The following is a 19,094-nucleotide window of genomic DNA, read 5'->3' on the forward strand; positions in this document are numbered from 1 at the left end:
GCTCACTCATGCTCTGGAGTCTGTAAATGAAGCTGTATTACATCCCCGCGTCCTGCTCCCTTTCGCCCCATATTGTTCTGAATGAGTTAGGTCTTGATGCCACACTGATAAAGGTCGATTACAAAAGGCACGTCACCGAACTGGGCACCGACTACTTCGAGGTCAACGGCTTTGGCTACGTACCAGCAATCGAGCTGGACGATGGCACTCTCCTGCGTGAGGGCTCAGTAATCGTGCAGTATTTAGGTGACCTGAAGCCGGAGTCCGGACTTGTTCCCGCCCATGGCACCTTGAGCGATACCGGCTTCAAGAGTGGCTGAGCTTTCTCTCGTCCGAGATTCACAAAGGCTACATTCCGCTGTTGTATTCAGCACAGGCAGGTAAATACGTAGAAAGCGTTAAACCAAAGTTAGAGAAGCGTTTCGCCTGGATTGACGAACAATTGAGTACCCGCTCATACGTCATGGGTGATTCGTTCACGGTGGCTGATGCCTATCTCTTCGCATTGACAGGCTGGGGCCAGGCCTTTTGGCTGACCAGCTATTACAAGGCCGACATCCACTTCGACACTTTGCATAACCTACGGGCCTGGTACGAACGGGTTAAGGTTCGTCCTGCGGTTCAGAAAGCGTTGCGGGAAGAGGGGCTTGCGTGAGAGGGCTCGCACTGCTTCTCTGACGCAGCAAACGATTTACCTGCCTATCAAAAACACAGATTGATGCACTTTTTGTCGGAGCCGCCGAAGGCTGCGAAGCGTTCATCCTGACACAGCGCCATCGCAGTCTGCGGCAGCTCCTGAAAGTGTGTGCTTCCACCTGTTTTTCGTGGGAGCGAATAAATTCGCAAATGCGTTTTTCCTGTAAAAAAATCTGCGTCTGACACACCGCCTTCGCGAATAAATTCGCTCCCACCGGGATGTGTGTTCACTGCGTAAACACCTGACTGCACTGTTTTTCGTGGGAGCGAATTCATTCGCGAATGCGTTTTCCCTGTAAAAAATCTGCGTCTGACACACCGCCTTCGCGAATGAATTCGCTCCTACCGGGATGTACGTTCACTGCGTAAACACCTGTTTTCCGTGGGAGCGAATTCATTCGCGAATGCGGTTTTCCTGCAAAAAAATCCGCGTCTGACACACTGCCTTCGCGAATGAATTCGCTCCCACCGGGGTTGTGTTCCAAGCCTGTTTAGCTCTGTTTATCAGCCTGCAGATAAGCCCTCCAGCCACCCAGATGGCTGATGTTTTTTGCGCCCTCCAGCCCATAAGCTTCGCAGATAAACCCGCACTCCCAGCGGCCATCAGCCAGTTGCACTTTGCCTAAACCCAGTGGCGCCGGAATACCGGTGAGGAATGAGCCCAGTTCGCGGCTTGGCAGTTCCCAGACTTCTACTTCGATGGCGACTCCATCTTGATCGACCCGAACCATGCCCGGCCGGAACGGCGGGCCGCCTGCCAGTGCATACAGCTGGTAGTCCGGCGAACTGTGGGTGGTTTCAACCAGGCGAGCGCCGCGCTGTTTGAGTTGCCAGTTCAACGCCAGGCCATCCAGATGCGCGCCGCACACGACCACACGGGCCATGTCGTTGCGGGCGATGGCGGCGGGCTTGTTCAACTGCGTATTCAGGTTGGCAATCAGTGGCAATTCAGTGTGGCGTTGCAGGGCGTCGGCCACACTCAGCAGGTATTGGTCGGTGAACACCCGGCCGAACAGCGTCACGCCCCAAGGCAGTCCGTTGTTCATGAACGCGCTCGGTACGGCAATGGCGGCGTAGTCCAGCAGGTTGACGAAGTTGGTGTAGTAGCCCAGGTCCGAATTGCGTAATACCGGCTCGGCTTGCAGCTCGGCGTTGGTCACCGGGCGGGGAATGCTTGGCGTTACGACGAAGTCCAGATCTTCCATGGCCTTGTCGCAGATCGCCTTGAGCGCTTGCAGACGGTACTGGGCGCGGAATGTATCTACACCCGTCACACCAGGCGCTTTGGCCAATACTGCACGTATCACCGGCAACACAGCGTCAGGATTGTTTTCCATCAGCTCACCCGCGACGCTGTATCGCTCAGCGACCCATGGACCTTCATACAGCAGGCGCGCTGCTTCAAGAAAGGGTGACAGGTCCAGAGTGACCGCTTCGCCACCCAGTTCGATCAGGCGGTTAACGGCTTCGCCAAACAGCTGCGGGCCTTGAGTGCAGCCAAAATACTCCAGGTCCTCGGCGCGTGGAACGCCGAAGCGGAAGGGCCGTGGCGCACCGAATGCCGAAGCGTCGTTCCACAGCGGGTTGCTGCGGCTGTATTCGTCACGCGGGTCGAGCCTGGCGGTCAGGCTCAGCAGTTGGCTGGCTTCACGCGCAGTGGCGGTGAAGGTCGTCACACAATCCAGCGTGCGGCAGGCCGGTACGACACCGGCGGTGGAGATCAAACCTTTACTGGCTTTCATGCCCACCAGATTGTTCAGCGCGGCTGGCACCCGGCCTGAGCCTGCGGTATCGGTGCCTAGCGAGAAACTGCTGACGCCCAGCGCTACGGCGAGTGACGAGCCCGAGCTGGAGCCGCCTGATGGATACTCTTTGAGCACGCTATTCGGGCAGGCGCCAAAGGGCGAGCGACTGCCGTTCAACCCGGTGGCGAATTGATCCAGATTGGTTTTGCCCATGGGGATCGCCCCCAGCGCCAACAGCTGTTCGACGATAGTCGCCGACCGTTCCGGCGTGTACGCATACGTCACGCAAGCTGCCGTGGTGGGAATGCCCGCCAGATCGATGTTGTCCTTGATCGAGAAAGGGATGCCATACAGCGGCAGGTCCTTGATATCGCGACCCTCCAGTGCGGCGAGGTAGGGCTCCAGTTCATCAACGCTGAGCAGATGAATGAACAGATGATATTCCGGGTTAAGCGCGACGGCTTTCTCCCGCAGGGCGAGGATCAGTTGGCGAGGTGTCAGGCTGCCGGATTCATAGGCAGCACGGACCGATTCCAGGCGCAGATCACGCAACGTTACTTCAAGGCTCATAGAAGAATTCCATCAAAAAGTAAAAGGATCAGTCGGCTTGCAGCACGACGACTCGCTGACCTGCACGCACTGCCGAACCGGGTTGGACGCGCACCTCGCGGACCACTCCGGCAGTCGGTGCCAGCAGCGGAATCTCCATCTTCATCGACTCCAGAATCACCAGCGCATCACCGGCTTCGACACGCTGGCCGACCTCGACCTGCACTTGCCAGAGGTTGCCGGCGATGTGGCTGTCGACACTGTGTTCCCCTGCCTTGAGAGGCGTTTCTTCGGTTAACGGCGCAACGGCTTCTTCGCTGTCGAAATTGGCCTGACCGCTGGCGATCCAGCGTTCACGTTCAGCGTTGAACGCCGCTTGTTGCTGGCGGCGGAATGCGGCGATGCCTTCGGCTTCGCGATTCAGGAATGCCTGATAGTCGGCGAGGTTCAGCGTGCTGTGTTCGATCTCGAGGTCATAACGGCCCAGCGGGAAATCACGACGGATGCGCAGCAGTTCTTCAGCGCTGACCGGGTAGAAACGGATCTGATCGAAGAAGCGCAGTAACCACGGCTTGCCATCGAATGCGGCGACTTCCCGGTAGCGGTTCCACATCTGCAAGGTGCGACCCACAAACTGATAGCCGCCCGGGCCTTCCATGCCGTACACGCACATGTAGGCACCACCGATGCCTACCGAGTTTTCGGCGGTCCAGGTGCGGGCCGGGTTGTACTTGGTAGTGACCAGTCGATGGCGCGGGTCCAGCGGCGTAGCGACCGGTGCGCCGAGGTAGACATCGCCCAGGCCCATGACCAGATAGCTGGCTTCGAAGACGGTGCGCTGCACTTCGTCCAGGTTGGGCAGGTCGTTGATGCGCCGGATGAACTCCAGATTGCTCGGGCACCATGGCGCATCCTTGCGCACGGTAGTCATGTATTTTTCGATGGCGAGCTGACAGGCCGGATCGTCCCAGGACAACGGCAGATGAACGATGCGTGACGGTACTTGCAGGTCCTTGGCGGCGCAGACGGCGTCCCATTCGCCTGCAACGATATCGAGCAGTTGCGCCAGAGGTAATTGCTCCGGCCGGTAATGCACTTGCAGCGACCGAATACCGGGAGTCAGGTCGATCACGCCTTGCAGATGCTTGGCTTCCAGTGACTGCATCAACGCGTGTCCGCGAAAGCGCAGCACCAGATCCAGCTCAGGCGCGCCGATTTCCAGCAGCAGGTGCGTGTCGCCGGAGAGCCGCGCGACCAGACGGGTGTCGTCTGCGCCAATGTCCAGAACGATGGGTGACGTCAGTTCTGTGGGTGCGAGGCTTGCCCGCGAAGGTGTCAGAACAGGCAACGCGTCGTCTGCTTCGCGAATGAATTCGCTCCTACCGGACTTCGCCGCACTACTGTTCCCTGGTAGGAGCGAACTTGTTTGCGAGGAGGCCGGTACATTCGATGCGTCATTTGCGTGTGGAAAACCGGTCTCGCGAACAAGTTCGCTCCTACCGATAAATCCACGGGCCTGCTCAATACTCACCGCTTCAAACATCACCTTGTCCCCAGCCTTGAGCTGGCCCAACTGCCACAGGTCCGCTTCGATAATGGTCACCGGGCAGACGAAACCGCCCAGGCTTGGGCCGTCCGGGCCGAGGATCACGGGCATGTCACCGGTGAAATCCACCGCGCCAATTGCATAGGGATTGTCGTGGATGTTCGACGGGTGCAGTCCGGCCTCACCACCATCGGCCCGTACCCATTCCGGCTTGGGCCCGATCAGGCGCACGCCGGTACGGCTGGAGTTGAAGTGTACTTCCCACTGAGTGGCGAAGAACGTCTGCATGTAGTTTTCAGTGAAATATTCGGGGGCGCCGTGCGGGCCATAGATCACTCGGATGTGGCGTACGCTCGGCAAGTCTTCCAGTTGCGCGGTTGGGACTTGTTGCCCGGCGCTACGGTCAACCAACGGCGCAATGTGCAGCACGTCACCGGTACGCAGAGCCCGACCACCGTGCCCACCAAACTGGCCAAGGGTGAAGGTGCTTTTACTGCCCAGATAATCCGGCACATCCAGCCCGCCCCTTACGCACAGGTAACTGCGCGCACCGGCCCCGGCAATCGTGCCCAGTGCCAGTTGTGAACCTGCGGGCACGAACACGGCTGTGTTCAGCGGTTGCTGTTCGCCATCCAGCGTAAACGGAATAACGGCGCCTGTGACCACCACCACAGCGTCGGTATTGAAGCGCAGCAGTGGCCCACTCATGGTGATTTCCAATGCGGCGCAACCATCGGCGTTACCCAGCAAACGGTTGCCCTGACGCAGAGCGCGGCTGTCCATCGGACCGGACGGCGGCACGCCTACCGCCCAGTAACCCAGACGTCCCGGATAATCCTGGACGCTGGTTTGGGTGCCGCCACTGAGCACTTCAAAGGTGTGGGCGTGATAGATCAAGCCTTCCAGGCAACGGGTCCACGGCTGACCGCTGGCGAACGGGGCGTCGGCGATAATCTGCCGCAGGTAGTCGCGATTGGTTTCCACGCCATAAAGGCGGGTTTCGCTCAAGGCGCTGGCCAGTCCATCGCTGGCCAACTGGCGATTCGGTGCCCAACTGATCACCTTGGCGATCATCGGGTCGAAGAACGGCGGAATCTCGCAACCGGCTTCTACCCACGTATCGATACGCAGGCTTTTGCCATCTACAGCGGGGAAGTTCACCGCTGTCAGCAAACCAGGGCAGGGCTGAAAATCCCGTCCCGGATCTTCGGCGTACAGCCGCGCCTGAATGGCGTGGCCACTTGGCTTGAGCGCGGCTTGCAGTTCTGACAACGGCGGCAGGTCACCGGCTGCCAGTTGCACCATCCAGCTGACCAGATCCACGCCCCAGACTTGCTCGGTCACGCCGTGCTCGACTTGCAGGCGAGTGTTCACTTCGAGGAAGTAAAAACGCTGGTCGTCGCTGTCGAAGACAAACTCCACGGTCCCTGCACTGCGATAGTTGACCGCTTTGGCAAGCTTGATCGCGGCAACACACAACGCTTCCCCCATGCCATTAGGCAAGTTCGGCGCCGGGGTTTCTTCGAGGACTTTCTGGTTGCGCCGCTGTACCGAACAGTCGCGTACGCCAAGGGCCAGCACTTCACCGCAACCGTCACCGAAGACCTGCACTTCAAGGTGTCGGGCGCGCTGGATGTACTTCTCGATGAATACGCCGGAATCGCTGAAGTTATTCTGTCCGAGGCGTTTAACGGCTTCGAAGGATTCACCTAGTTCTGCCGCGTCGCGGCATACACGCATGCCGATACCGCCGCCGCCTGCTGTGCTTTTGAGCATCACCGGGTAACCGATAATTTCAGCCGCGCTCAGGGCGGCTTCGACGCTGTCCAGCAGCTCGGTGCCTTCGAGCATGGGCACACCGTGCGTCTTGGCCAGCGCACGGGCCGTGTGCTTGAGGCCGAAGACGCGCAGTTGCTCGGGCGTTGGCCCGACGAAAGCGATCCCCGCGTCTTCACAGGCTTGAGCGAAGGCGGCGTTTTCAGAAAGGAAGCCATAACCCGGATGGATGGCTTTAGCGCCGCTGGCTTTGGCGATGGCGAGGATTTTATCCACCGCCAGATAGGTCCCAGCCGCACCGCCTTCACCCAGACTATGGGCTTCATCGGCTTCCAGCAAATGCAGGCTGGCAGCGTCCGCTTCGGAATACACCGCGACGCCTTTGACGTGCAGTGCGCGCAAGGTGCGCAGGATCCGGCAGGCAATGGCACCGCGGTTGGCAATCAGCAGTTTGTCGAACATGTCTTGAACCCCGGAAGCCGATCAGCTCGACCTCAAACTGGGAAGCGGGCCGTCCCGCTATTGATGTGACTGCACGAGGGTCGTCCGTCGTGGTGTGTTCAGGTGCTGCAATACTTGAATTGCAATGCGGCCCTTGTGGGAGCGGTGCTTGCCCGCGAAGGCTGGACGCGGTTCACTTTAGATCGCGTCCAGCCTTATCGCGGGCAAGCACCGCTCCCACAGGTTCTAAGCAATCCCATAGCCCCGTGTAATCAATTCCAGACGTGCAATTCAGCCGGTGTCGGGTTGTAGCCGTTGCACGGGTTGTTCAGTTGCGGGCAGTTGGAGATCAGCACGATCACGTCCATCTCTGCGCGCAGTTCCACGTGCTTGCCGGGCGCGGAAATGCCGTCTTCGAAGGTCAGCCCGCCGTCAGCAGTCACCGGCACGTTCATGAAGAAGTTGATGTTCGGCCCGATGTCGCCTTTGCCTAAACGGCCGTCATGAACGCAGGCGCGCAGGTAGTTATCCCGGCAGCTGTGCATGTGGCGTTTTTCCAGGGCATAACGCACGGAGTTGCTCTCTTGCGCGCAGGCGCCGCCGAGGGTGTCGTGGCGACCGCAGGTGTCATCGACGATAGTCAGCATCGGCTTGCCGAGGTTGGAATACAGCACGCTGCCCGTCGTCAGATAAACGCTGCCCTGACGGCGCAACGTACGTTGCACGTCATAACGCTCGCGAGGGTTGGCGAGGCTGAAGAACAGCGTATCGACCGCCTGATTACCTTCCAGATCAAGGATGCGCAGGGTTTGTCCGGCCTTGAGTTCGGTCAGCGACGGTTCGCCTGCCGGGATGTGTGTAGTAGTGGTCGGGATGTTGGAATGCAGATTCATGACAATGCTCCTCAGGCGAACAGGCGGTCGGTGTTGATGAAACCGCGCTCGTTTTCCGGGCGGGACGTGCGGCAGTGCTCGGCGACGCTGGCGTCGGCTTTCATCCAGCTCAGCTGGAGTGGCTGCGGCGCGTATTCCGGGTTGGGGTCCATGGGGTGTTGCAGGGCCGTGAGTACCACCAGCGTGTCCATCGGCGCATACAGCTCGATGTAGTCACCCGCTTTGGAGTTGTTCGGTACGAAGTGCAGCTTGCCAGCGTCGTCAACGCTGACGCGGCTGAACAGGTTCAAGGTCATCAGCAGGTCGGACAACCCCAGCCCCCATTTGCCCAGCTCGACCAGCAGGTTGTCGACGCCGTTGCGGAAAAAGCCGTTGCGCAGTTCCTGATAGCGGCCCTGGCCGTATTTCTCCGCGACTTCGTCGGCACAGAGCACGCCGCCGATGCTGTCGCTCCAGCCGCAGGTGTCAGCTGTGATCGCAGTCAGTACACGGCCCATGTCCGAATACAGACAGTGACCGCTGGTGAGCTTGGCGGTGTGTTGGCATTTGAGGCTGTCGGGCAGGTTCAGGCGCTCGGTTTTTTCGTGGGCGTTGAGCATCGTCAGGCTGACGTTGGCGTTGCCGTTCAAGTCGGTGAGGCGCAGCAGTTCACCACGCTTGAGGATGAACGAACGATGGCCGCCACCGGGCAGCAGTTCTTCGGCAAAGACCGGGAATAACGTGTTTGTGGTCATGAGCAATGTCCTTTAAGCCTGTTGCAGCGAATCAAGCGCGGCGCGTGCTGCGCGGCGGTCGCTGTTCAGAGGGATGTCGTAAGTGATGCGCGCGCCATAAGCGCCGGGGGCGTGTGGGTCGATGCGCACTTTGTCGAAGACCAACAGCCGAGTGCCGAGGTTGAAGCCTTCGGACAGGTCGTGAGTGACCATGAACACGGTCAGTTGGGTCTCGCGCCACAGCTCCAGCAACAAGGTGTGCATGTCTTTGCGAATGCCGGGGTCGAGGGCACCAAACGGCTCGTCGAGCAGCAATACTCTAGGTTTCATGATCAGCGCCTGAGCGATGGCTAGACGCTGTTGCATGCCGCCAGACAGCTGCGCGGGGTATTTATCCAGCGCGTGACCGAGGCCGACTTTTTGCAGCAGCTGTGCAGCCTGTTCCCTGGCTTCGCGCTTGGCGGTGCCAAACAACCGACCCAGCAGTGCCGAGCGCGGTAATTCGAGGCCCAACGCGACGTTGTCCAGCACCGAAAGATGCGGGAACACCGAATAGCGCTGGAACACCACGCCGCGACTGGCATCCGGCTCGCTCGCCAGCGCCTTGCCGTCCAGGGTGATGCTGCCTTTACTGGCGACTTCCTGACCCAGCAACAGGCGCAGAAAGGTTGACTTGCCGCAGCCCGAAGCGCCCACCAGTGTGCAGAACTCACCTTCAGCGACGCTCAGGTTCAGGCCTTCGAGCACCACCAGATCGTCGTACTGCTGCCAGACGTTGTTGACTGAAATGAAGCTCATCCGCGTGCCCCCTCATACCATGGGAAGGCTTTGCGGGTCAGCGCCTTGAGGCCCCAGTCCATCAACCAGGCCAGCAGGGTGATCCAGATCACGTAAGGCAGAATCACATCCATGGCCAGGTAACGCCGCACCAGGAAGATTCGATAGCCCAGGCCATCGGTGGAAGCGATGGCTTCGGCAGCGATCAGGAACAGCCACGCCGAGCCCAGCACCAGTCGCAGAGCAATCAGCAGACGTGGCAGCAATTGCGGCAGGATCACCCGCAGGATCAGCGTCCAGGTGGAGGCGCCCAGGGTTTGCGCCTTGATCAATAGTTCGACGGGGATTTCCCGGGCGCGCTGTTCAAGGTCCCGCGCCAGAATCGGCGTGATACCGATCACGATCAGCATCACTTTCGACAGCTCGCCCAACCCGAAGACAATGAACAGGATTGGCAGAATCGCCAGCGGCGGCACCATCGACAGCACCGTCAGCAGAGGCGATAACGGCGCGCCGAATAACGGCAGGATCCCCGAGGCAATGCCCAGACACAGACCCAGCAGCGCGCTGATACCCAAGCCGATCCCCAAACGTTGCAGACTGGAACCGGTGTCCTGCCACAGCAGATAGCCGCCGCTGCGTTGGTCCTCGGTGAAGGCCATGCGTTTTACCGCGTCGGCCATCTGTACCGCGCTGGGCAGCAGCTTGTCGTTGGGGTTTTCCGTCAGCCGTGTTGCCGAGCCCGTGAAATAGGCGAACAGCAGCAAGGCAAACGGCAGGAGTACCAGAATCAGACGGCTGGCGCGATCCGGGCGGCGATTTATCAAGCGCATGGCAATGACCTTTCAGCGGGACCCGGATTACAACTTGCCGTCGGCAGCCATCTGCACGTAACTCGGATCGAAGTGCAGCTTCTGGTTGGCCTTGTCACCGGAGGTCACGCCATTGGCGAAGGTCATGCCCACTGCGCTGGAGTCCTTGGCACCTTCACCGAGCAGGCCATGTTCGAAGGAGAAGTTGGCGACTTTGCGCATGGTGTCCGGCAGTTGTTTGCTGGTAGCGAACTCAAGCGCTTCCTTGGGCGTTGCGAACAGTTTGGTGGTGTCCAGTTGCGCCTGGAACCCGGCCAGATCGGTACCCGAGGCTTTGGCCATGTGCTCAAGAGCAGCTTTGCTTTGGGCGTTTTTCGCGTTCATCAGGGCGACCACTTCAAACCATGCGCCGGTGAGGGCCTTGCCCAGTGCCGGGTTGTCTTTCAGGGTCTGGGTGTTGACCACCATCATGTCCATGATCTCGCCAGGGATCTGGCTGGAGTTGAACACTTCGGTGACGCCGGGCTTGGCCTTGATATCCGCCAGCATCGGGTTCCAGGTGGTGACAGCTTGCACGTCATCGGTGTTGAAAGCCGCAGAGATATCCGCGTCGGACGTGTTAACGACTTTCAGGTCCTTTTCTGCAAGATCGACGCTGTCCAGTGCGCGGGCCAGCAGGTAGTGGGAAACGGAAAGCTCTACCAGATTGACGTCCATGCCTTTGAGGTCGGCGACTTTCTTGCCAGCGCCCTTGATCACGATGCCGTCGTTACCGTTGGAGAAGTCGCTGACCACCAGTGCGGTGCTTTCCACGCCGCCCGCGGCCGGGATGGTCAGTGCGTCCATGTTGGTCATGGTGCAGCCATCGAACTGGCCAGCGGTGTATTGGTTGATGGATTCGACGTAATCGTTGAGCTGAGTGACATCGATTTTGATGTCGTACTTTTTCGCCCATTTATCGACGATGCCTTGTGTGCCTGCGTATTCCCAGGGCATCCAGCCGGCATAAATCGTCCAGCAAACATTGAATTCTTTTTTAACGGCGGCGTGTGCCGGGGAGAGGATCGATGCAGCGATGAGGCCTGCGGTGAGCAGACCTAATAGACGGGACTTTTGCATGTGTTTACCTCCAGTAGCGAAAGAAAGGCGATCAGGAGCAACGCGACACCACTGGTGTCCTGTCTCCCGGGCTTTTATCCCGCCGTGTAACCTCTACTGGAGGTCGCCAACTCTCGGACCAGCCACTCGCCAAAGGCGAGCCGGAACCCTAGTCAGCTATTGCAAATTGTGGTGCCGCGAACCTGAGTTGACTCCTGCACACGGTTTGGTAAGCGAGAGTTGTGCCAAGTCACGGGGAAGCCCGCACGCCGTGGCTGACAGCGAAATTCCTGTTTCAACAGGCGCTTGTTTTTGCCGCGACATGGTGCGCAGGCGCACCGCGATGGAGCGGCAGTTCGTCAGGTGACAGGCGGATCAGGGCACTGGAGGGCCTTTTTAATGTCTTATTTTCGTCTGTTGCAGCTTGATAGACGCCGACCAGCGTCGCTGGTGTGTGCCCTACTGCGGTCCTGGAGGCCGCCATGTATCGACGAACCTTGCTCATCGTTTTGCTGGCCCTGAGTCTTGCAGGTTGCTACACCGACTCAGGCTACTATTCCTCCCGGGTGACGGAGTTGCCGACCACTTACGGAACCAGTGTTTACTCTTACGACAACGGCTACAGCTCAAATTACTATCAGGAGCAGCGCATCTATGTAGCGCCTCAGCCTCGCTATTATTCAGTGCCACAGGTGCGTTATTACTCACCTCCGCCTGTGCGCTACTACGCACCGCCTCCGGTGCCGCGTTATTACCAGCCAGGCCGTCCACCCGGTTACGGTTGGGGCGACAACCGTTATCGCGGCAACCCCGGTTATCGCCATCCGCCGCGTAATGATTTTCGTGGCAGTCCAGGTCGGTCCGGCCCTTCGTGGGGGGATGGTCATGGAGATGGCAGAGGCCACGGCGGTCCCGGCAGGGGCGGTGGACGAGGTGACGGTCGAGGCGGTCGCGGTGGCGATGGTCGAGGCGGGCATCGGTAGGTGAATCAAAAATGGCGCTCCATTGGGGCGCCGTTTTTTTATGAAGTTTATTAGGTCAGCCGATGCATGCCGGCTGTTTTAGCCGCCTTGGAATCGAACGTAGCGACATGGTCGCAGCCTGCGGCGTGCGCTGAACGCTCAATAAGACAATCGGCGAAGTCGGCGTTGGAGTCAGTAAAACGCCTCAGTGCTTGCCATACGGTCTCCGCGTTTTCCACTGTAAGCTCTCGCGTACGCAAAAGTGTTTCCAAAACAAGAACGATCTCTGATTTGCTGGATTTGTAGCTGGATTGCAAGACCCATACAAGCTCTACAATTGACACCAAGGCTATAAAACCCGGTTCGGAGACCGTTAGCGACTCGATCAGTTTCGAAGCTGTTGCCGATTGCCTGGCATCATCCTGAGCAACGTAACGCACTAAAACGTTGGTATCCAGACCGATCATTTAGCCTTGGATCCTTGTGCTTCAATGGCCAGATTCATGTCTTCAATACTGACCGGTTTGACTGGCTTGCGTATCAGTCCTTTCAAATCTTTGACCGAATGATTGGCGGCCATGATCGCGAACCTGCCATCCCCAATGTCCACGAACTCGATTCTGTCTCCCGTATCCAGTCCGAGAGATGCCCTGACTTGGGCAGGAATGGTGATTTGTCCTTTCGATGTCAACTTCGCGGCAGCCATGCTTTACTCCTGAAGATTGGTATTCCTTACTTTTAGGTAAGGAATACTAGTCTTTAGAACAAAGGCAATCAATACCCCGACAAATCCGCCAACGGATGTCGTCCTTCCCACGCCTTGCTGAAGTGCGCATCGATTACCGCCAGCGGAATCGTCGCGACGTCCTGCCAGTGCCAGTGGGGTGTGTTGTCCTTGTCGATCAGCCGCGCACGTACGCCTTCGCTGAATTCTGGATGGCGGCAACAGTTCAGGCTGATGGCGTACTCCATTTGCAGCACTTCGGCTAAAGACATGTGGCGGGCGCGCTGGATTTGTTCCCAGACCAGGTGCGCGGTCAGTGGGCAGCCGTGGATCAGGTTTTTTGCGGCGCGGGCCAGCAGCGCGTCATCGCTGTGCTGCAAATGGCTGATTGCAGTCCACGCGCAGGGCAGGTTGCCGACGTCGAGCAATTCGTCGATCTGCCCTCGGCGTGGCAGCCATTGTGCCTCGGGCAATTGGTTAAGGGCTTCATGTTGCAGGGCCTTGAGCAGGCTATTGAGCTGGATTGACGTTTGCTCTTGCCAGTTCAATTGCTGCAGGCCTTCGATCAAACCCTCCTGCTGCTCATCAAGCATGAAGCGATCAGCCAGATCCAGATCGAGCGCGTCGTGAGCATTGATGTGAGCGCCGGTCAGACCGAGGAACAGGCCGAGCTTGCCGGGCAGACGCGACAGGAACCAACTGGCGCCGACGTCTGGAAACAGCCCGATGCTGATTTCCGGCATCGCGAGCCGACTGCTCGGCGTCACGATGCGGGTACTTGCTCCCTGTAACAGGCCCATGCCGCCGCCGAGCACATAGCCGTGGCCCCAGCAAATCAAGGGTTTTGGAAAAGTGTGCAGGCTGTAATCGAGCCGATACTCGGCCGCGAAGAAACTGGCGGCCAGCGGTGGGACTTCGCCTGGATGTTCACGACACTGATCCACCAGCGAGCGCACGTCGCCCCCGGCACAAAAGGCTTTCGCGCCATTGCCACGCAGCATCACACAGACGACTTTTTCGTCACTGGCCCAGCTATCAAGCTGATCCTGCAGGGCGAGGATCATGGGCAATGACAGCGCATTCAGTGATTGTTCGGCGTCCAGGGTGGCGATGCCGATGCGTGCGCCATCCTGAGCCGGAAATTCTTCAAATTGCAGATTCATCGTGACCTCTCGAGGGCAATGCGTGTACCCAACACAGGTGTGATAGTCCTGCATCGGGTTAAGTTGCATGAGGTTCAGTGTAGGAAAGGGCAGGGCGCGACGCGCTGATTGACATTGGCGGCCAGCTTTCCTAGTGTCCGCGCATTGATTTCAGGGTATGACCATGACAAGCGATGACCGTATCAAACTTGAACCCAGCTGGAAGCAGGCACTGCGTGAGGAATTCGAGAAGCCTTACATGGGCCAGTTGCGCGAGTTCCTGCGCCAGGAGCATGCAGCAGGCAAGGAAATCTACCCGCCGGGTCCGCTGATTTTCAACGCGCTGAATTCAACGCCGCTGGACAAGGTCAAGGTAGTGATTCTGGGGCAGGATCCTTACCACGGTCCGGGTCAGGCGCACGGACTGTGCTTCTCGGTTCAGCCGGGCGTGCCTGCTCCACCGTCGCTGGTCAACATCTATAAAGAGCTCAAGCGCGACCTGAACATTGATATGCCTCGCCACGGTCACCTGCAATCCTGGGCTGATCAAGGGGTGTTGATGCTAAATACCACGCTGACCGTTGAGCGCGCCAATGCAGCGTCCCACGCGGGTAAAGGCTGGCAGCATTTCACCGATAAAGTCATCGAAACGGTCAGTGCTCAGCAGCCGCATCTGGTGTTCATGCTGTGGGGCGCCCATGCCCAGAGCAAACAGAAACTGGTGGATGCCACCAAACATCTGGTACTGACCTCGGTTCACCCGTCACCGCTGTCGGCCTATAAAGGCTTTCTGGGTTGCGGGCACTTCAGCCGGGCGAACAAGTATCTTGAGCAAAACGGTATGGCGCCGATTGAGTGGCGATTGCCGCAGGATTGAGGTGCTGCTGCGTTAGTCTGGAAATCGCGTTGTCTCGTGGCAAACAATTGACCTGTAGGAGCTCACGAGCGCCGCGAGGCAGCGATAGCTTTCTGTCTGATACACCGCTATCGCGGCCTCGCGGTGCTCGTGCGCTCCTACAGATTGGTTGTGTCAGGAACAAGGAAATCTCAGTCTGCGGGTCGTTTGTTCCAATACCGAAAAATCGGCTCAGCCAGAAACAGTACGAACAACAACCTCATCACCTGCATCGCAGTCACCAATGGCACTGACAGTTGCAGCACTTCTGCCGTCAGGCTCATTTCCGCGATGCCGCCGGGCATCATGCCCAGGGTCAGTGAACGCAGATCCAGGTGGGTAGCAGTAGCCAGTGCGAAAGCGGCTAGGGCGGCGATGAGCATGGTCAGGGCGGTGCCGAGCAGTGTCCTGGCGATGAAGGACGGTGCGCGGCGAAAGAACTGACGATTGAAGTGGCAACCCAGCCCGCTGCCGATCAACCACTGACCGATCTGGCTGCTGCCGTCTGGCAGACCAATATGCAGGTCGAAGCTGACACTGATGGCTGCACTGACCAGTAACGGGCCGAATAACCAGGGGTTCGGCTGCTTCAGCCGTTGCCAGAGCCAGGCCACTGCGGCACCCAGCGGGAACAATACTGCCAGCCATAGCCAGTTGACGCTTCCGGCATGGACAATCGGCGTGCCTTCGCCCATCAGGTATTTGAAAATTGCCGGAATGCAAAGCACCACCATCAGTACCCGCAGGCTTTGCCCGGCGGCGACGCTACTGAGAATGGCGCCATTGCGCGAACCGAGGTTGACCATTTCCCCCGAGCCACCGGGCATGCTGGAGAAGTACGCCGTTGCGCGGTCTTCTCCAGTGCGAAGCATGAGCCACACGCCGACGACACTGGAAAGACTGGTGATCAGTGCAGCGAGAAAAATCAGCCCGAAATGTGCCATCACTTGCTCGATCACGACCGGGGTGAAGTGCAAGCCAATGCCGATGCCGACAATCCATTGGCCGCATTTGCGGCCGCCGGGAATTTCAGCGAGTTGCCAAGGCGTCAGGCAACGAACGAGGATGATCGCCAATAGCGAGCCGACCATCCAGGGAAGAGGCCAGCCGACCAGGCTGGCGAGGTAACCGCCAGCCAGGCCTACCAGCGGTGTTGCCCACCAGCTTTTGAACGGTCGTTCAGACACTGGTCGCGGCACGGCGTTGGGCAGTGCGTTTGCGCCAGATACGGACGACCGGGAACAGCAACATGAAGATGGTCAGCGCCCAGACGCCCATGGTGATCGGGCTGGACCAGAGAATCTCCATCGCACCGTTGGAAATCGACAACGCGCGACGCAGGTTCTGCTCCATCAAACCGCCCAGAATGAAGCCCAGCAGGATTGGCGACAGCGGGAAATCCAGCTTGCGCAGGATGTAACCGAAGATGCCGATGCCGACCATCAGGAACAGATCGAAGGTGGTGGCGTGTACGGCATAGACGCCGATCCCGGTGATGATTGCGATCACGGGCACCAGTGCCCAGTTCGGCACATTGAGGATGCGGGTGAAGATGCGGATCATCGGAATGTTGAGGATCACCAGCATGACGTTGGCGATGAACAACGAAGCGATCAGGCCCCAGACGATATCCGGCTGCTGTTGGAACAGCATCGGCCCCGGTGTGATGTTGTACAGCGACAAGGCGCCGATCATCACCGCTGTGGTGCCGGAACCTGGAACGCCGAGTGTCAGCATGGGCACCAGAGCGCCACACGCCGAAGCGCCGATTGCGGTTTCAGGCGCAGCCAGACCGCGCATATCGCCCTGGCCGAACTTGCCACTGGCACCGGCAATACGTTTCTCGGTCATGTATGCCACGGCACTGGCCAGTGTCGCACCGGCGCCCGGCAGTACGCCCATGATGAAGCCCAGCAAACCGCAGCGGATGTTAACCACGAACACCGCGCCCGCTTCCTTGAGGTTGAACAACATGCGCCCGGTGGCTTGCACCGCTTCCTGACCACGATGGGTTTTTTCCAGCAGCAGGAGAATTTCACTGATGGAAAACAGACCCAGTACCAACACCACGAACTGGATACCGTCAGTCAGGTGGATGTTGTCACCGGTGAATCGGTACACGCCGCTGTTGGCATCGATCCCGACGGCCGACAGGAACAGACCAATCAGGGCTGCAATAAAGGTTTTGACAGGCCTATCACCTGCCATACCGCCAAGGCAGACGATGGCAAATACCATCAGCACGAAATATTCCGCAGGTCCGAAGGCAATCGCCCATTTCGCCAGTATCGGAGCGAACAGCACCATGCCGCAGGTGGCGATAAAGGCACCGATGAACGAACTCCATGCCGAAAGCGACAGGGCAACGCCTGCCAGGCCCTGACGTGCCATTGGGTAACCGTCGAGCGTGGTCATGACGGTCGATGCTTCGCCTGGAATGTTCAGCAGGATCGAGCTGATCCGGCCGCCGTATTCACAGCCCAGATACACCGCTGCCAACAGGATCAGCGCCGATTCCGGCGGCAGGCCCAGAGCAAAGGCAATCGGGATCAATAGCGCGACGCCGTTGATAGGCCCCAGGCCCGGCAGCAGCCCGACCACGGTACCGATCAGCGTCCCGCACAGTGCGGTAATGAGATTGTATGGAGTCAGTGCAACGCCGAAGCCCTGGCCCAGATAGCTGAAAGTATCCATTTATTAGTTCTCCAGAACGTTGAGCAGGCCCAGAGGCAACGGAACGTCCATGGCTTTATCGAATAGCAGGTAAAGGCCGACGCTCATCAGAATCACCACGATCACGCTGGGCACCCAGCGGCCGCCATACAGGCGTGCCATGGGAATGCCGATCAGGATGCTGCTGAGGATGAAGCCCAATGGCTCGAAGGTGCCGGCAAAAATCAGCAGCAAGACCACGCACGCGACGATCTTGACGATGGTTTCGCGATCCAGTGCAGGCTCTTCTTCGGTGTGCACGATGGGGGCCGGACGGAACAGCATGTAGATCAAGGCCAGGCTCATCAACCCGAGCATCAGCAGGGGAAAAGCCCGGGGGCCAACCGGCTCGTAGGAGAACGGCGCCTGATAGGGCCAGGCCATGACTGCCAGACCGGCACAGACCAGTAGCAATACGGCGGCAAAAATACGTTGGATCACCATGGTGAAAACTCCCGGGTTGCGCTGCCGCGCAGGCAGCTGCAACCGCTAGTCAGTCAGTTGATCACTGAATCAGGCCGAATTCCTTGGCCAGGGTCTTGTAGTCAGCAACCTGCTTCTTCACATAGGTGTCCAGCTCTGCACCGGTCATGGCGAACGGGAACAGTTCACGCTGGTCACGCAGCTTGGCGAACTCCTCCGAAGCCAGCAGTTTGTCGAACGCGGCTTTCCACCAGTCGTACTCTGCATCGGTGACTTTTGGCCCCAGGTAGAAGCCGCGAACCACGGGCCAGACGATGTCGTAACCTTGCTCTTTGGCGGTCGGAATGTTTTTCATTTCCGGTTCGTCCAGACGCTTCTCGGAGAACACGGCCAGCAGGCGCATGTCACCACTGAGGATGTGCGGCATGGAGTCGGAAATGTCGGTACTGCCCACCTGAATGTGGCCGCCGAGCAGTGCGGTGGCGATTTCACCGCCGCCTTCGAGGGCGACATATCGCAAGTCGCGCGGGTTGATACCGGCCGCCTTGGCGATCAGGGCGGTTTGCATCCAGTCCTGGCTGCCGACGGTGCCACCGGAGCCGATCACGACTTTGCTTGGATCGGCCTTGAGCGCCTTGACCAGATCGTCGAGGGTTTTGTAAGGCGAATCGCTCTTCACGGCGATGGCACCGTAGCTGGTTCCCACTGCGGCCAGCCAGCGCACAGCACCTTCATCAAAACGTCCGAACTTGCCTTGCGCCAGGTTCAGCAACGATCCGCTTGACCAGGCTACCAGCGTGCCCGCGTCAGCAGGGCGCTGGGCAACGACCGCGTTGTAAGCCACAGCGCCAACCCCACCGGGCATGTAGGTTACGCGCATCGGTTTGGTAAGGATTTTCTCGTTGATCAGTGCGCTCTGTACCAGCTTGCAGGTCAGGTCGAAGCCGCCACCCGGCGAGGCCGGGGCGATACATTCAGGGCGCTTGGGTTCGTCGGCCGCGAACAGTTGCGTGGCGAGCATCATGCAGCCAGCAGCCAGCGCGAAACGACGCAAGGATAAAGTCATGGTCAGTCTCCAGATTTTTGTTTTTGGATGTACAACGGTGTTCGATTCGGTTTTACAGGCGGCCACAACAGGGCGAGCCAGTAAGCGGCGTCATCGCAGTGAATGAATATCGAAAGGCAACGAG

Annotated in this window: 19 protein-coding genes and 1 riboswitch; of the genes, 4 read left to right on the top strand and 15 right to left on the bottom strand. The window is 58.9% G+C overall.

What is annotated here, in order from left to right; translation table 11 throughout:
• The first annotated feature begins 26 nt into the window (after positions 1–26).
• Positions 27–320, top strand: coding sequence for a glutathione S-transferase N-terminal domain-containing protein (locus CKW31_RS30030; protein ID WP_256582551.1), 294 nt, complete (start codon positions 27–29; stop codon positions 318–320).
• A gap of 41 nt (positions 321–361) precedes the next feature.
• Positions 362–655, top strand: a complete 294-nt coding sequence (locus tag CKW31_RS30035) for a glutathione binding-like protein (RefSeq protein ID WP_256582552.1) — start codon at positions 362–364, stop codon at positions 653–655.
• Positions 656–702: 47 nt separating this feature from the next.
• Here the strand turns inward: CKW31_RS30035 and CKW31_RS29525 are convergent, their stop codons facing one another.
• From CKW31_RS29525 to CKW31_RS09690, 8 genes are all read right to left on the bottom strand, one after another.
• On the bottom strand, positions 703–927 hold the full coding sequence (locus CKW31_RS29525; RefSeq protein ID WP_141230136.1) for a hypothetical protein: 225 nt from the start codon (positions 925–927) through the stop codon (positions 703–705).
• 260 nt (positions 928–1,187) lie between these two features.
• Positions 1,188–3,011: an allophanate hydrolase gene (gene atzF / locus CKW31_RS09660; protein WP_095094119.1), complete on the bottom strand. Its 1,824-nt coding sequence runs from the start codon at positions 3,009–3,011 to the stop codon at positions 1,188–1,190.
• A 28-nt stretch (positions 3,012–3,039) separates the two neighbouring features.
• Positions 3,040–6,774: an urea carboxylase gene (locus CKW31_RS09665; RefSeq protein WP_095094120.1), complete on the bottom strand. Its 3,735-nt coding sequence runs from the start codon at positions 6,772–6,774 to the stop codon at positions 3,040–3,042.
• 251 nt (positions 6,775–7,025) lie between these two features.
• A complete protein-coding gene (locus tag CKW31_RS09670) occupies positions 7,026–7,646 on the bottom strand; it encodes an urea amidolyase associated protein UAAP2 (protein ID WP_095094121.1) in 621 nt (206 codons plus the stop codon).
• A gap of 11 nt (positions 7,647–7,657) precedes the next feature.
• Complete coding sequence (locus tag CKW31_RS09675) at positions 7,658–8,380, bottom strand: urea amidolyase associated protein UAAP1 (protein ID WP_095094122.1); 723 nt, start codon at positions 8,378–8,380, stop codon at positions 7,658–7,660.
• 12 nt (positions 8,381–8,392) lie between these two features.
• The gene (locus CKW31_RS09680; RefSeq protein ID WP_095094123.1) at positions 8,393–9,157 is read right to left on the bottom strand and encodes an ABC transporter ATP-binding protein; all 765 of its coding nucleotides are present in this window, start codon (positions 9,155–9,157) and stop codon (positions 8,393–8,395) included.
• A complete protein-coding gene (locus tag CKW31_RS09685) occupies positions 9,154–9,969 on the bottom strand; it encodes an ABC transporter permease (RefSeq protein ID WP_095094124.1) in 816 nt (271 codons plus the stop codon). Before CKW31_RS09685 ends, CKW31_RS09680 begins: the two co-directional genes overlap by 4 nt.
• Positions 9,970–9,996: 27 nt before the next feature.
• A complete protein-coding gene (locus tag CKW31_RS09690) occupies positions 9,997–11,067 on the bottom strand; it encodes a putative urea ABC transporter substrate-binding protein (protein ID WP_027899756.1) in 1,071 nt (356 codons plus the stop codon).
• Positions 11,068–11,128: 61 nt separating this feature from the next.
• A riboswitch (guanidine-I (ykkC/yxkD leader) is annotated at positions 11,129–11,230 on the bottom strand.
• 298 nt (positions 11,231–11,528) lie between these two features.
• On the opposite strand from CKW31_RS09690, the gene CKW31_RS09695 reads away from it, so the two are divergent.
• On the top strand, positions 11,529–12,029 hold the full coding sequence (locus tag CKW31_RS09695) for a hypothetical protein (RefSeq protein ID WP_095094125.1): 501 nt from the start codon (positions 11,529–11,531) through the stop codon (positions 12,027–12,029).
• Between the two features lie 50 nt (positions 12,030–12,079).
• Here the strand turns inward: CKW31_RS09695 and CKW31_RS09700 are convergent, their stop codons facing one another.
• The 3 genes from CKW31_RS09700 to CKW31_RS09710 all read right to left on the bottom strand — a co-directional run bounded on the left by CKW31_RS09700 (position 12,080) and on the right by CKW31_RS09710 (position 13,895).
• On the bottom strand, positions 12,080–12,475 hold the full coding sequence (locus CKW31_RS09700) for a PIN domain-containing protein (RefSeq protein ID WP_095094126.1): 396 nt from the start codon (positions 12,473–12,475) through the stop codon (positions 12,080–12,082).
• Entirely contained in the window at positions 12,472–12,714 is a 243-nt protein-coding gene (locus tag CKW31_RS09705; protein WP_087264704.1) for an AbrB/MazE/SpoVT family DNA-binding domain-containing protein, read from the bottom strand. Before CKW31_RS09705 ends, CKW31_RS09700 begins: the two co-directional genes overlap by 4 nt.
• Positions 12,715–12,782: 68 nt before the next feature.
• On the bottom strand, positions 12,783–13,895 hold the full coding sequence (locus tag CKW31_RS09710; protein WP_095094127.1) for an enoyl-CoA hydratase/isomerase family protein: 1,113 nt from the start codon (positions 13,893–13,895) through the stop codon (positions 12,783–12,785).
• Between the two features lie 163 nt (positions 13,896–14,058).
• Here CKW31_RS09710 and ung point away from each other — a divergent pair, with 163 nt between their 5' ends.
• On the top strand, positions 14,059–14,751 hold the full coding sequence (ung, locus tag CKW31_RS09715) for a uracil-DNA glycosylase (RefSeq protein ID WP_095094448.1): 693 nt from the start codon (positions 14,059–14,061) through the stop codon (positions 14,749–14,751).
• Positions 14,752–14,921: 170 nt separating this feature from the next.
• Here ung and CKW31_RS09720 read toward each other — a convergent pair whose 3' ends face one another.
• From CKW31_RS09720 to CKW31_RS09735, 4 genes are all read right to left on the bottom strand, one after another.
• Positions 14,922–15,956, bottom strand: a complete 1,035-nt coding sequence (locus CKW31_RS09720) for an AbrB family transcriptional regulator (protein ID WP_095094128.1) — start codon at positions 15,954–15,956, stop codon at positions 14,922–14,924.
• Positions 15,949–17,463 carry a tripartite tricarboxylate transporter permease gene (locus CKW31_RS09725; RefSeq protein ID WP_095094129.1) on the bottom strand — a complete coding sequence of 505 codons (1,515 nt, stop codon included), beginning with the start codon at positions 17,461–17,463 and terminating at the stop codon, positions 15,949–15,951. The genes CKW31_RS09720 and CKW31_RS09725 overlap by 8 nt, the downstream gene beginning before the upstream one ends.
• Positions 17,464–17,466: 3 nt before the next feature.
• Positions 17,467–17,925 carry a tripartite tricarboxylate transporter TctB family protein gene (locus CKW31_RS09730; RefSeq protein ID WP_095094130.1) on the bottom strand — a complete coding sequence of 153 codons (459 nt, stop codon included), beginning with the start codon at positions 17,923–17,925 and terminating at the stop codon, positions 17,467–17,469.
• A gap of 61 nt (positions 17,926–17,986) precedes the next feature.
• Complete coding sequence (locus CKW31_RS09735) at positions 17,987–18,976, bottom strand: tripartite tricarboxylate transporter substrate binding protein (protein WP_164581656.1); 990 nt, start codon at positions 18,974–18,976, stop codon at positions 17,987–17,989.
• Between the last annotated feature and the right edge of the window lie 118 nt (positions 18,977–19,094).

This window comes from Pseudomonas sp. Irchel 3A5 (genome assembly GCF_900187575.1).
In the GTDB taxonomy this organism is placed as follows: Bacteria; Pseudomonadota; Gammaproteobacteria; order Pseudomonadales; family Pseudomonadaceae; genus Aquipseudomonas; species Aquipseudomonas folii.

Coding starts and splice junctions, on each gene's coding strand:
- CKW31_RS30030 (WP_256582551.1), top strand. CDS start 27: ATGAAGCTGTATTACATCCCCGCGTCCTGCTCCCTTTCGCCCCATATT.
- atzF (WP_095094119.1), bottom strand. CDS start 3,011: ATGAGCCTTGAAGTAACGTTGCGTGATCTGCGCCTGGAATCGGTCCGT.
- CKW31_RS09665 (WP_095094120.1), bottom strand. CDS start 6,774: ATGTTCGACAAACTGCTGATTGCCAACCGCGGTGCCATTGCCTGCCGG.
- CKW31_RS09670 (WP_095094121.1), bottom strand. CDS start 7,646: ATGAATCTGCATTCCAACATCCCGACCACTACTACACACATCCCGGCA.
- CKW31_RS09675 (WP_095094122.1), bottom strand. CDS start 8,380: ATGACCACAAACACGTTATTCCCGGTCTTTGCCGAAGAACTGCTGCCC.
- CKW31_RS09680 (WP_095094123.1), bottom strand. CDS start 9,157: ATGAGCTTCATTTCAGTCAACAACGTCTGGCAGCAGTACGACGATCTG.
- CKW31_RS09685 (WP_095094124.1), bottom strand. CDS start 9,969: ATGCGCTTGATAAATCGCCGCCCGGATCGCGCCAGCCGTCTGATTCTG.
- CKW31_RS09690 (WP_027899756.1), bottom strand. CDS start 11,067: ATGCAAAAGTCCCGTCTATTAGGTCTGCTCACCGCAGGCCTCATCGCT.
- CKW31_RS09695 (WP_095094125.1), top strand. CDS start 11,529: ATGTATCGACGAACCTTGCTCATCGTTTTGCTGGCCCTGAGTCTTGCA.
- CKW31_RS09700 (WP_095094126.1), bottom strand. CDS start 12,475: ATGATCGGTCTGGATACCAACGTTTTAGTGCGTTACGTTGCTCAGGAT.
- CKW31_RS09705 (WP_087264704.1), bottom strand. CDS start 12,714: ATGGCTGCCGCGAAGTTGACATCGAAAGGACAAATCACCATTCCTGCC.
- CKW31_RS09710 (WP_095094127.1), bottom strand. CDS start 13,895: ATGAATCTGCAATTTGAAGAATTTCCGGCTCAGGATGGCGCACGCATC.
- ung (WP_095094448.1), top strand. CDS start 14,059: ATGACAAGCGATGACCGTATCAAACTTGAACCCAGCTGGAAGCAGGCA.
- CKW31_RS09725 (WP_095094129.1), bottom strand. CDS start 17,463: ATGGATACTTTCAGCTATCTGGGCCAGGGCTTCGGCGTTGCACTGACT.
- CKW31_RS09730 (WP_095094130.1), bottom strand. CDS start 17,925: ATGGTGATCCAACGTATTTTTGCCGCCGTATTGCTACTGGTCTGTGCC.